This window comes from Enterococcus sp. AZ179, assembly GCF_050498885.1.
GTDB lineage: Bacteria > Bacillota > Bacilli > Lactobacillales > Enterococcaceae > Enterococcus_D > Enterococcus_D entomosocium.
Window position 1 is genome coordinate 1,236,549 of sequence record NZ_JBMHEO010000001.1, and the last position, 13,480, is coordinate 1,250,028.

Annotated in this window: 7 protein-coding genes and 2 pseudogenes; 2 read left to right on the plus strand and 7 right to left on the minus strand. The window is 34.0% G+C overall.

The features are described 5' to 3' along the window. Window positions 1-73: 73 nt before the first annotated feature. Window positions 74-871, minus strand: a complete 798-nt coding sequence (locus tag IGI88_RS05900) for an HAD-IIB family hydrolase (RefSeq protein WP_086298856.1) — start codon at window positions 869-871, stop codon at window positions 74-76. Between the two features lie 49 nt (window positions 872-920). Further along, window positions 921-1,556, minus strand: a pseudogene (locus IGI88_RS05905) (FMN-dependent NADH-azoreductase). A 78-nt stretch (window positions 1,557-1,634) separates the two neighbouring features. Between IGI88_RS05905 and IGI88_RS05910 the strand changes: the two are divergent. Beyond that, entirely contained in the window at window positions 1,635-2,573 is a 939-nt protein-coding gene (locus IGI88_RS05910) for a helix-turn-helix transcriptional regulator (protein WP_086332768.1), read from the plus strand. Window positions 2,574-3,089: 516 nt separating this feature from the next. Here the strand turns inward: IGI88_RS05910 and IGI88_RS05915 are convergent. The 3 genes from IGI88_RS05915 to IGI88_RS05925 all read right to left on the minus strand — a co-directional run bounded on the left by IGI88_RS05915 (window position 3,090) and on the right by IGI88_RS05925 (window position 5,696). Next, a complete protein-coding gene (locus IGI88_RS05915; protein WP_223347138.1) occupies window positions 3,090-3,884 on the minus strand; it encodes a SufE protein in 795 nt (264 codons plus the stop codon). 285 nt (window positions 3,885-4,169) lie between these two features. After that, window positions 4,170-4,574, minus strand: a complete 405-nt coding sequence (locus tag IGI88_RS05920; protein ID WP_086332769.1) for a hypothetical protein — start codon at window positions 4,572-4,574, stop codon at window positions 4,170-4,172. Between the two features lie 876 nt (window positions 4,575-5,450). After that, window positions 5,451-5,696 carry a hypothetical protein gene (locus IGI88_RS05925; protein ID WP_429947882.1) on the minus strand — a complete coding sequence of 82 codons (246 nt, stop codon included), beginning with the start codon at window positions 5,694-5,696 and terminating at the stop codon, window positions 5,451-5,453. 11 nt (window positions 5,697-5,707) lie between these two features. Here IGI88_RS05925 and IGI88_RS05930 point away from each other — a divergent pair. Continuing rightward, window positions 5,708-5,815: pseudogene (locus IGI88_RS05930) on the plus strand (IS6 family transposase); the annotation flags it as partial. A gap of 56 nt (window positions 5,816-5,871) precedes the next feature. On the opposite strand, the gene IGI88_RS05935 reads toward IGI88_RS05930, so the two are convergent. Then, window positions 5,872-6,405 carry a hypothetical protein gene (locus IGI88_RS05935; protein WP_086332771.1) on the minus strand — a complete coding sequence of 178 codons (534 nt, stop codon included), beginning with the start codon at window positions 6,403-6,405 and terminating at the stop codon, window positions 5,872-5,874. Between the two features lies 1 nt (window position 6,406). Further along, window positions 6,407-13,240: a DNRLRE domain-containing protein gene (locus tag IGI88_RS05940; RefSeq protein ID WP_429960276.1), complete on the minus strand. Its 6,834-nt coding sequence runs from the start codon at window positions 13,238-13,240 to the stop codon at window positions 6,407-6,409. Window positions 13,241-13,480 lie beyond the last annotated feature (240 nt).

Consider the following 13,480-nt stretch of genomic DNA (forward strand, 5'->3'; position numbering starts at 1 on the left):
AATCAACCAATTAATTTCTATAAAGTAAATATGATAATTTGTCTTACAATGATATTTAAAAAATTACAAACTATTAGAGGGTGATAAATTTTTCGATCGCACGTAATACGCCATCTTCGTCATTTGATTTAGTAATGAAGTCTGCTTGTATTTTGACTTCTTCAAAAGCATTTTTCATTGCAACACTGATACCTGCTTGAGAAAATAGTTCGATATCATTAAACCCATCACCAAATGCAATCGTCTCAGATTTATCGATGTTCAAAATCGATTGAAGTTGGGCAACTGTTGTTCCTTTATGAACATTTAAGTTCGAAATATCGATCCATGCTGCTTCTGAAGCAACAACATAGGCTCTATCCTGAAATATTGCCAATTCCTTCACTGTTTCAAAAGAGCGTAATTGCGGATCGTATACAGTAATTTTAACGAAATTTTCTGTTATATCAGCAAGATTTTCTAAGGTTTCTAAGATCTCGTATGAGCCTCTCGCCTTTTTGATATCTTGGTCTCTTGTCGTATTTTTTACGTATGCGGCGGTCGGTGTGCAAGCTATAATTACATAGTCGTCTGCAATTTCGTTTAACTTAGCGATAATATCTAAACCTATTTTATTAGGAAGCAATGACTGATAGATATAGTTTCCTTTATGTTTTATCCGTGTTGCACTATCACCTAATATCCATATATCACTTGATAATTCTTCACCAAAAATTTTTTCTACTCTTTCACATTGTTTTCCTGTACATGCAGCAAACGTGATGTACATTCTCTTCATATCTTCATGAATCTTTTTAAAATATTCTTGATTGAACTTACTATCACTATTCAAAAAAGTTCCATCCATATCACTAATAATCAATTTTATCATTACTATTCCTCAATCTCAGTAGTAGATTTGTGAACTAGATCAGTTAGGTCTATACAAAAAGATCCCACTCATAATTCAGCATTTGTTTAGCCTCCATCATAATTTCTGACTCAGACAACAATGCTGTTCCTTGTGCTCTAACAATCCCAAGTCTAGAGAACCCCATGATTTCCTCAAACATCTGCTTGAGATAATTGTATGAGAAGTCCATTTTAGAATATCGGTCATCATTTGTGTAAATACTACCGCTTGCTTGCAGGAAAAGTATCTTATAATCATCGACCATTAAACCAACAGATCCTGTTTCGGTATATTTAAATGTCTCACGAGCAATCAAGATATTATCCATATAGTCTTTCAAACGAGACGTCACATTGAAATTATGAAGGGGGGATACAATCACGATTCTATGATGATCTTTAAATTGTTGTAACAGAGTCGTAGAAGTCTCATCAATTTTCATTTCATCTTGCGTTAAGCTCTCTCCAACTCGTTTTTACTCCCAAATTGCTAATAATTGACCTTGCTCAACTCTTGGAATGTCCATATCATAAAGGTTGATAGTAGTGATTTGATTTGGATCAAATTGCTCATGAAACTTACCTAAAAATAAGTCTTGTAGCTTACTTGAATAAGTTGTTTTTTTGTTGAATTCAGGGTGGGAATTAATTAGTAAAGTTTTCATGTAATTACCTCTTTTCTTTTGATATACTTACTATACTACGAAAAGGTGTCAGAACATGATACCGTTTAAGGAGAGACTATGAAAAAGTCAGAGCGACTAAATAAAGAATTGATTTTTTTAAAGAACAAAAATTTTTTCAACTTAAAAGATCTTATGGAAGAATTTAATATTTCTAAAAGTACTGCTTTACGTGACATTGAATCTTTAGAAGAAATGGGGCTTGCTTTGTACTCCGATTATGGGAGAAGCGGCGGATATCAATTAATGGATCAGTCACTATTAACGCCTATTTATTTTGATCAAAATGAAATTTTTGCGATTTTTTTTGCCTTGAAAGCACTAGAACTGCTTTCTAGCACTCCTTTTGATAAATCCTATACACATATCCAATCAAAACTCATGGTTACTTTAACAAGCAAGCAGCAAAAAGAGATAGAAACACTTTTAACTGTTGTAAAGTACTACAATACAGCGCCATTAAAAACACAAACAAATCTAGCCAAAATACTTGATTCTATCCTAAATGAAAAAGCGATAAAAGTGACCTATGCCCAGTTTGAAGAAATTGAAACAATACTGCAAAGTAATGAACTTTTCTATCGAAACGGGATTTGGTTTTTTAGTGCCTACGATTTTACGACCCACCATTGGGGAACTTACCGAAGTGATTGTGTTGTAGCGAGTGAGATCTTAGAAGAATTTGATCAGTCGTTTTCTATTGAAGAACTAAACCAAATTCAAAAAAAATATGAACAAAATTTTCATGATATACCTTTTCGTTGTCGATTAACGGCATTTGGTAAAGAAATCTTTCATAAACACAACTATCCTAACATGTCCTTAGAGATCAAGGATGGCATTTCTTACATCGTTGGTGGATATAATCAAAAAGAACTTCCTTATATGACTCATTATCTATTACGCTTTGGTAATTGTATAACAGTCGAATATCCTGAAGAGTTAAAGGACAGCTATTTGAAAGAGCTTCAATTGATATTGAAAAAATATTTAAAATGAGAATGATTCAAACGCTCTCAAACTTATTTTAAACTAAAAAAGTATCTTGACCGATATGGGTTAAGAAACTTTTCCCTATGTAATCACAAGCATTGTAATTTTGATATAAGATTGATAACTAAAAACTCTTAAGTTTCTGACCCCGTTAAGAATTTGTCCAAATACTTATAAAAATGATTTTCAAATGAACAATCATTTAATTTAAAAGTTTAAGGACATAAAAATAAAAATCTTCACTGCAATTATGGTATCTAAAAAGAGTGCTCAAAAAATAGTTATTTTCTGAACACTCTTTTAAATAGATTCCTCAACACCTTGATGATTTAATCATTTGGATATTATTAACAAATAAACCACATAATTTGCTGCACTTTTCAACGCACCCCACCATATTCTTCATATAATTTAGTCATCATCCATTGTATCTAACTCTTGGTCTGACTTTAATCTCTCACATATTAGGCTGCAGTTTCATTGGTAAATTCAATGATTAAAGAATGATGATAACATTTTAGACTATATTATGCTATTTAGCAGTTCACCCATAGTGGCTACAATATACATTTCCTCTGTTTCAAAAATAATATTGTTTTTACTAGAATAAACATTATATATCTCGTGTCCTACTTTTTCACTAATATCTATTTTTTTAATACAGCACATAGTTTTATCAAATAAGTAGATGGAATCTTCTGCAAAAACACAAATATAATCATTAAATTGTCGAAGTTCAAATATAGTAGCGTCACACCCAATTTCTTTTACTTCAGTTAAATGGCTATACAAATTACATTTAATCATTATTTGTGTTTCTACATCAGTATATGCGATTAAAAAGATATCACCATTAGCGGATATTGTAGATATAGCCCCTAGATCAATGAATGTCGAAGTTAAATGATGAGGGAGTACCGCATTAAATCTATTTAAATCTATATTGAATTCTACTAATCCATAGTGAGCCCAATCGTTTTCAGCGGATAGTATTCCTTCTTCATTATACGCAACTAATACTCCGCTTGGAGATGGCACTATATTTAGTATTCCATTTCCTAATACAGTAATAGAATTATTTATAAAGATAGCCTCTTCATCAACCATCGAAAAAAATAGATACCACTCATTTTTATACATCATAATCTCATGAATCTTAATTTCCTTTTGTTCGAACAGTTCATGCTCAAAAGTATGAATTATTTTATCTTCTTCAAAAATTTTAATAGTAGATTTTTCTTTTGAAAATATACATAAATTGTTTTCTGTGGGTGTAGTTAAGATTGTTAGGTTATCTTTTAATGGTAATTCTCTCATCATATGCACCTGCACTTTTTTTCGTCGTTGATGATAGCTCTAAGATCTGTGACCGTCCCGCGTTCTTTTAACTAATCGGAAAACATAAAGAAACTCAACAATCCATATTATAACAATTCGAGTAATTTTTATAGCAACGAAAAATCCTACCCAAGTAGTGATTGTTACCGGAATTTATCCATATGAATTAAATTTATTCAATGGATTACTATCCAAGTGGGCATACACATTATAGATTCTCTTAATCGATATTTAGTTAGATAAAAATTCCGTGAGTTAAGTAGGTCATAAAATAATTTTGTACGCCAAATTTTTTGAAGATACGTTAAATAAATTAGTTTTAAAATGAAATCTGTAACCTTTAAAATCTAAAGTAGGTTCATCTAGCAGATTATCGCTTCTAAATGAAAAATTATAATTAAAATCTATTACTCCTTGAAATTTGAGGACGACCTTTGAAGATGTTTCTAGAGAACTCAATAACAATAATAGACTTGCGTTTTCATACATATCACTTTCCATACCTTCTTCACTGGTTAACATACTAACACTAGCATATGATAGCGATCCATCTAAACTTAGTATCATATCCGAGTAAAACTCCATTTTTTCAACAAATGAATCATGAAAATTTCCATACTTTTCATTCAAATATCCTACTTCATCCGAATTATTTATATAACTCCACAATTCACATTATCTCCTTTTATTAAATTTCTTATTATATCTTGGGTACTTTTGGCCATTTACATTTCTATTGTTCCAGCTGTGCTTGTGTGGAACATGGGGATGACGTTTAGCATTACTGTGATTACTGTAATCGATATCAACACGCGGCTTCTTTTCTTTATCAAAAACATTGTTTTGTGTATTCTATCATTTTTTATAGAGATTTTTTTTTGTTATAGTTATAGTTTTTATTCTACATCCCTTAATGCCTTTATAAGGCCTCACGAGCTATAAGAAAGATTTGGTGTAGATTTTTTAATTTTATTAGAAGCTTAAATAATAACCTATACCTGTTCCGGACAACCTTGTTACATTTATATAAATCCTTATGCCAGCTACTATCGAAAAATGCCCATCAGGATCAAGAAAGTCAAACATTACAAGCTATATAATAAAGTGCCATTAAATACTACTTTTAGATTTCAATAGTATTTAATGGCACGCATATCCGTCATAACCCTAAGAATTGATTTTCGCATAATTAACTCTCTTCAATCTGTTTCATGAAAAAGAATATCATAATTCAAAATCATCATTTTTATGGGGTATATTAAAGTGAGAGGTATGCTTGATTCGATCTCAATCTAAATTTCAAAAAATTAATCAAATAGTGCGGTACGATCAAAAATACACTTAATTCCTAATCTTCATCTTTTCGATTTAAAAATACAATTTGTTCAATTGTAATATCCCCTGCTTTCTGTAGTTTATTGAAATCAGTCAAACTAATTGAAAAGTATTGGTCTGGTATATTTTCATTAAGATTTTCCTGCTCTCCTTTTTTTCTTTTAGCAGATAATAGTTGAAAATAAACATTTTTATCATCGATAAAATGAGCTACTGCTCTGAAAGCTGAAGTCGCGGTACAACTCCTAAAAAATCCAATTTAGCTCTACTATCATTTCTTAAGTATTTGATGTCATCTTCTTGCACAACCGATTTCCATTTAAAAACTGCTTCAGAAATATTCTGAACTTCCGCTGATTTTACAACTTCAGGCTCACTTGACACATTAAATAAGATTCCACCTATCAAAGCAAGTGAGATCATACAAAGAACAGCGAATGTAATGATTTTTTTCAAATCTATAGTCCAAAAGCATTGAAGTGGTTTCCGCTTTATACAAAGAAAGTCGAAGAGAAATTACCCTCTTCGACTTTTCTACTTGGAATGAAATTGAAAGGTCATTCAAAACAGCATAATCCATTGGTTGAAAATTAGGCAAGTCCGTTTATTTTTCAAGCTTTGCAACACAACCTCAAAAACCTTGATCAGAATAGATACTTGTTAATTTTTTTAATTTCTTTTTTGTTATATATAATCCCGAAACAAATCTCTGTTGAAGATCTAGATTATTGATATTTGATACCCAAATAAAATCATAGTTATTCTGAAAATCTTCTATACTATTTTTTAACTTTTCAGACTTTATACTTAAAAGGAATATATCTTCAAAGACTGTGTCCATATATAGGAATCTATCAAAATTTTCAGAGAATATCATAAAAGGATACATTGTATCATTTGTATAATTCCCCAAGAAATTTTTTAACAATTTTTTATCGAAAAAACACTTCTTACTATATTTAAAGAAGTAATCATCATAATAAACATAAATATTTTCTTCAGTTTTAAAAATCAATTTTAATATCTTATTTATATCTGCAATTGAAATATTTGAATCACCAAAAAAATTATAAAATTTTTCTTGTTGGAAAAATTTTGAATACATATCTTTTTTTAGATTAAATAATTTATTAAGGTTTTCTCTTATATACTCATAATCTGTCATATTACCACCTACGGACTCTAATTTTAATAACTTTATTTTTACCCTTGGCATTTTTTATTCCGCTAAAATAGTCATAAGTGTGATCTCCTGACTTTGCCTTCCCTCTATAAACATATCTTTTATTACTTTTTGTATAATGTACTACTCGTTTCCCATTAGAATATGTTTTTGTTTGTTTGTAACCACTTTTCTTAAGTGCTTTACCAAAACTTCTCACAGATTTGTTAACTCTGATATTTTTAACACTAGAACCTCGTTTAGTTACGTTAGACCATCTTAGGTTGGAAGCTGATCGAGCAAACTTTAGACCTCTCCCGAGAACTTTGAAAGCACCACCAAAGGCCGCAGAAGTCGCTGCACTTTTCGCCGCTGCCCAGCCAGCTTTCTTCCATGATTTTGTTTTTTTATAAGTCTTATATGCATCATAAGCCGCAAACCCAGCACCAACCGCAAACCAAACCCAATGCCCATCAGGGTCAACATTCATCACCGGATTATTGTCCGCGTAAGTATATCCATTCATGGTCAATGGATCATCTTCGTCCCCTGGATCAGGATCAAGAGAGGTAAAAACTCCATGAGCCGGATGATAATACCGTGCCATTAAATAATACTGTTGGATTTCAGCATCGTACGTATATCCGGCATAACCATAAGGATTGCTTTTCGCTAGTTCCGTTTTTGCTTCACTGGTTAGAACGTTTCCCCACGCATCGTAAGTGTAACTGGCTACTTGCTGGCCGTTTTCGTCCGTCAATGCAACCACATCACCATGCCCATTGTAATGATAGTATACCGTGTTTTTCCCACTCTTCATAGCTAAGCGAATATTATCATCAGAGTAGATATAATGACATAAAACTTGCCCATTCGTATCTGTTTCATACAGCACATCAATACTATCACCATCATAATGGTAGTTCGTTATCTTTCCATTAACCTTCTTAGACAATCGTCGGTTGTCCTCGTCGTAAGTGTATGTGACAAATGGTTGGTTTTCTCCATTTTTCGTCACCCCTACCAAGCGATCCGCTTGATCCCAAGCGTAGTTATATTTTTCATCACTTAGACGATTCCCATTTGCATCATAGGTTAGTGCTTGACCATTGAAGCTAATCAACTGGTTTCCGGCATTAAAAGTTGCTTGATGAGTTGCGTTGTTGATAGTTACACTTGTTCGGTTCCCAAATCCATCGTAAGTGTAAGACCGTAATTCTCCGTTAGGTAAGACTTCTTTAGTCAATTGATTAGTGGAATCGTAACTGTATGTTGTCTTTTTCCCGTCTGTATGCACGATACTCGTCCGATTACTTGTCGCATCATATGCGTAACTCTCTTTTAACACTTGAATATGGTTTTTAGTTCCGATTGCTACTTCTGTAAGTTTATTCGTTTGATCATAACTAAAGTTTGACATAGAACCATTTCCTGCGGTGTAGAGCGTTTTATTTCCAAACTCGTCATAATCAAATCTATACTTGTTGTCGCCATCACTAACACTAGTGTTTTGATCCAACGCATTGTACTCATAGCTAACTTTGCTCGAATACGCTCCCTTATTTATGGTGACATCGGCTACTTTATCTGTCTTTCCTTTATTATCTTTTGTTGGCTTGTCTTTGTACTGATAACTGATGGTTCCCCCGCGCTCTTGAACCTTAGTGATTCGATTTGCATCGTCATATATTTTATCAGTTACTACTTGATTGAGATGATCTGTAACCTTAGTTTGATTCCCATTAGGATCATATTGAAAGCTATAAGCAGGAGTAGCCCCCCACAAAACTTTTGTTTGACGGTCTGCCGAATCATATTCATTCTTAATCTGATTACCGTTGGGCATGTTCACACCAATTTCATTCCCGCTGGCATCATATTCATAAGAAATCTTGCGACCTAATGGATCCTGATACAAGGTTGTTTTATCATCAGCATCGTAACTATACCCATGGCTTTGAGCTATGCCATTCGCAACAATCTCTCGTTTCGTTATATTCCCGTTATCATCATACGTATACTTCACTTCTGTCCCGTTCGCCAATCGAGTAACTACCAATTGATTGTCTTTATCGTATTGAAAATTCTTTTGCTGTCCTTTTTCATCTGTTTCACTTAAACGATTTCCAAATGTATCATAGGTAAAACTTGTTTTTCTAAGTTCTTCATCATATTGAGCAACCACATAATTTCCAGCAACATCGTACTCACTTTCAGTTAGCCTGCTCCCTTCCATGATACGAAGATTGTCAAAATACGCAGTACCAGTCATCTGATTTCGGAACATAAACAATAATTTGACTTCTTTGATTGGCTGTTTTGGTTGTACGGCAATAGCCGCACGGTTCCAATCTTGATTACCTGTCGGAAATTTCTCATGTCTTAATTCTTTCGATCCATCTTGATAGATAATATCTGCCCACAGTGAGTAGTCTTGATGGGCAGCACTTTTATCCCCGGCTTGCACATTTTTGGCTTTAGATAAAGCAGAAATAGTGATTGGTTCAGCTTTCTGTTGATTTAATGAGACGTATTGGGCAATATAGCCATTCCCTTCTGTTCCGCTTTTTCTTGTCATTTCAAATCCTTGTTCTCCAGAGAAAGCTTCATCTGATAACTGCAAGTTCGTTTTCGTTCCAGAAAGAGAGAAATGCTGAATTTCTTGTAACCCTGTTGCTTCCTCTAACCCACTATTTAGTACCGGGTTATATCCAGTATGTGTGCTGCCTTTTTCCAGCTGCACATTATCAAACCAGGCATCGCCGCTGCCAGCTTCATTAGCCAATTGCTCATTTTTCAAATAAATGCCGATACGTCGTGTCTCTTTTGTGGTAGTAAAAGTAACTTGTCTTCGAACCCAATCGCTATTGCCTTGGATTGCCGTTTCTCGGTTATTCCGCCACCCATCACCAGTTTGGTTATCTGATTTAATAAACCATACATCTAAAAAGGCTTGAGAAGCTTTCATATTAGCTGTTTTGATGTCTGCACTGAGCGTATACGTGGTATTTGGTTCGACATCAAATCGTTGGGCGATAGACGTACTGCTATGTGTTTTTCGATCATTATTTGCGGGTTCAGAATGGATCTTGATTGCATATTTCCCGCTTAGCGAACCAGGTGCTCGTTCTTTGGTATCAATACTCATCGATCCTTTGGCACGGGTTTTGTCTTGTGAAAGATACCATTCTTCTGTATTGCCGGATTCAAACCCACTATTTTTCACCATGTTTTCACCCGTTCCCAAAGAAGCACTCTCTTTCAAGATGTTCCCATAGCGATCATACATTGTGAACGAGGAAGTATTTGCATCATTTATCGTTTCTGATAATGCATCTGCTCCATCATATGTAGTAGTAGTTTTACGATTTTCTGTATCTGTTTCTGTAACAATATCGTTGTTCTTATTATATGCGTACGTCTCTGTACCATACGCATCTGTGAAGGTAAGAATGTTTCCTTCTCCATCGTAAGTATACGTTTCTGCTTGTCCTTTTGGATTGATTTCTTTCATTAAGTTATTGGACTCGTATTGATAGGAAGTGGTTAATTTTAATCCTTCGATATCTTCTATCGTCTTCTCTGGATTTCCTGCCTTTGAATAATAATAAGCGGTTTTTTTTCCTTTCTCATTAGTGACAGTAGTAACATGTTCAGTTGTATTATAAGCAATCTGCGTTTTCTTTTGTACCGGATCAATTATCTCTTTGATTTTATTGTCTTCATAAACATATTTAGTCTCTTGGGGATGTTCATCTGTATGTTTTGGCTCGTACAATGAAATTAGTTGCTTTTGCTCATTATAACCATAACCATAGGTTTTCCCTCGGGCCGTCTTTGATTCAATTAATTTCCCTTCGCTATCATAACGAAATGAGAGAGTCTTACTTTCTGGTAATTGGATGCTCTCTACCAAAGAGCCATCTTTCGAGTAGTTTAGAATAACCTCACGATTACTTGCATCTTTGATCTTTATCAGACGGTCTGCGGCATCGTAGGTGTAATTCGTGGTATTTTGATTCTTATCAATTTCTTTGACCAATTTTCCAGTTTTAGAGTAAATGGTCTTTGATTTATCTTCTTCTGTTTTCGTATAAGTTCCATCAGCTTCTTTTTTAATTTCAGAAAAAAGTCCAGGTGGTGCTTGATAAGCAGCTTCTTTTTTCTTAAAAACGTGTTGCTTATTATCCGCTTCCATCCAATAAATTTCATTTTTTTGTACATTATCAATCAGTCTTTCTTCAAAAGTTGAAGACCAACCTTTACCAAATATACCCATTTCTTGATTGAAACTATTAAATGTACGAGTTAAGCCAATCGAGATTCCACGACCTTCTAAGTTAAAATCTTCTTCCGTTACAAGCAAATTTCCATTTACTGCATTGATCTGACCACCACGAACTGGAATACTTGTCCAAAAATCAGTCATACCCAGCTTATCCGCCTGACTATCTGGTATGCTTGGCGTTGCTGCTGCAGAGTCATTACTTTTTACATGTTTATTGTCTTTACGATACCCTCTGACTCGAAACCAATAATTTGTCTTCGCCGCATATTGTGTTCCGGCATTCTTATACACTGGTCGTGGATCTTTGGCTAACTCGGAACCTTTACCATCGGTATGAAGTTGGTACTTTCCTACAGCAATTTCTTCGTTGGTTGGCCAAATACCTTTTCCTTGTGTTGTCCAAGTTAATGTATTTCCTACATCGAAAGTTTGATAATCTTTTCCGTTAAAAACTAATACTTCATAACTATCCGCCAAAGGAACCTCTTCCCAACTTAACTGAACATAACCACTATTTTCTTCAGTTAAATTACTATAGGCTTTTGCAATGGGGCCTTTGGGTGCTCCTATTGGAAGATAGGTACGTACATAATCAGATTGAGGACTAATACCTCCAGGGTAGACTGCAGCAATTCTCACATCATATCCTGATATTCCTTTTAGACTATTTGCAGCTCCTTCTGCATCTACGTTTTCATAAAATTCTCTCGGATCAAGAGCTAAATCAGTCCCTTTTCCATCTGTGTGGTAGCGAGAAATCCCTTCCGCAATTTCTTTATCAGTGGGAAAAATTCCTTTCCCTTTAGTTGAAAAAGAAGTGACATTACCAACAGGAAACGCTAAATTTTCTTTTCCACTTGATAAGATAATCTGATAACTTGTTGCACCGTTTATCTTTGGCCAACTTATTTCTAAATGTCCAGTTTTCTGATTATCATGTGCTATACCTTTGACAGTAGGCTTTACTGGTTTATTATATGCATAAGTAATCTCAAAATATGGAATATTCGTACTATTTTCTGCTGCAACTACTTGTTTCCAATGATCATCTTGATTCTTAGTAGTTAAGCTGATCCCATAATTAACTCGCTTTCCAGTTGACCATTCTTGAACAAGTGTTGTGACATCAAAAGTAGCCCACTGAGCTTTTTTTACATTTGTTTTAGTTATATAAGTGTGCGAAGGTTTGTTGTTCCAGGTAATTTTTTTTGGGTCCCAATTTTGATTAACAGCATTTAGAGACAGCTCATTAGATAAGTTATCATATGAATGCCAAACATTATATACTTTAAACTGCGCTTTTTGAATGGTTGCTTGATTAATCTTACTCATATCTGTTTTAAAATAAGCTTGATTCGCTTGTGTATCTTGATATTTTCCTACCCACAAAGTGTGTGCTTTTAGTTGTGGGCGCCATAAACTTGCTCCGCTATAGTTTGTACCTCCATTCGCTTGTCTAGCATTGGCATCTTGCAGCTTGTTATAAGTAATACTTGGATCAATATAAATGGGAAATACTCGTTCCGTGGACTGAATCCAATCACTATCTACTCGAAGTACAAGCTGATACAAGTTTTTTGTTAACGGAATCACTTCAAAATAATTACTTTCATTTGATATGCCTGACCCCAATTGCTCATCAAAATTTGAATCCGTCATTGTCGGCCGAGGAATCTCATAAATAAATTTGTTGTCTTTCGTTCGAAATGTTACTTCTCCAGTATCCTCTACCTTTGGATTTAGTGATGTTTCGATTTCAAAATAATAACTATGGTAATCGTTTACACTATGGATGATTAAATCTTCTTTTACTGACTGATTAAACACCATTTGACGAAAATCAATTTCTGGCAAAACATTTTTGTAAAGAGCTTCGTTTTCAGAAATTTCAACATCCCGATCTTCTGTGACGATTGATACTTCTTCACCATATATTTTTTCTTGTTTTTCTTCCTGATCATTTATTGTTTCTTGCGTATGCATCTGGCTGTTTGCTGCTGAGCTATCTTCAATTACCTCTCCTGAAGAATCTGCTATTAATTGATTCTTTTCACTCGTTTGTTCTTTACTTTCTTTGGCTACTCCTGAAGCGCCTTTAAATGAAAAGGAGATCTTCTCGCTCCCGTCTCCTACAATCTGATACAATCCTTTTTCCATTTTTGGAAGAAACGTTGTTGGTATTGTCACATTATCTGGTTGAATAACCCCATCTTCTATTATTAGATTGGTCTGTACCTCCTCTAACTTTCCGCTGTTTTCAGCTTCTGTATAAATGGGTTCTTGATAGATTTTCTTTGTGAAAGTACCATCATGATTGTCTAAAACGACTTCATTTTCCGTTCTTTCCTCTATAATTTCTGTTGGCTCTTGAGGGCTAGCTACTTGTTCCTCAGAATCAACTAAATAAGGATATTCAGAGTCCATATATTTTGAATCTATTTCCCCGATACTTTCAGCAACAGCTATTGTAGATGGTATCACAATAGCCGTCAATAGAATGATGACGCTACCAACGATCCCTTTTCTAAAATAATTCTTCTTTCCCTGCACTATTCTCTCTCCCTAAACATTATCCTTCTAAATTGAGTGTTAAGCCAGAAGGTCAATTAAATATAATTTAATTGCATATAAATTGTCAATACATTTTTTAACAATGTAAATACAAGACTTTCTACTACGAAAATTGATTATAATAGCATGCTCGAAGAAAGTTTAGTGCTAGTTAGAAAATAATAGCTAAAATTATACTGCAAACAAGCGGATCTGTTTTTGAAGCAATTAAAGCTCTTG

Bases quoted from the DNA above. Each gene is read 5' to 3' on its own strand.
- IGI88_RS05900 (WP_086298856.1), bottom strand. From the start codon at position 871: ATGATAAAATTGATTATTAGTGATATGGATGGAACTTTTTTGAATAGT.
- IGI88_RS05910 (WP_086332768.1), top strand. From the start codon at position 1,635: ATGAAAAAGTCAGAGCGACTAAATAAAGAATTGATTTTTTTAAAGAAC.
- IGI88_RS05915 (WP_223347138.1), bottom strand. From the start codon at position 3,884: ATGAGAGAATTACCATTAAAAGATAACCTAACAATCTTAACTACACCC.
- IGI88_RS05935 (WP_086332771.1), bottom strand. From the start codon at position 6,405: ATGACAGATTATGAGTATATAAGAGAAAACCTTAATAAATTATTTAAT.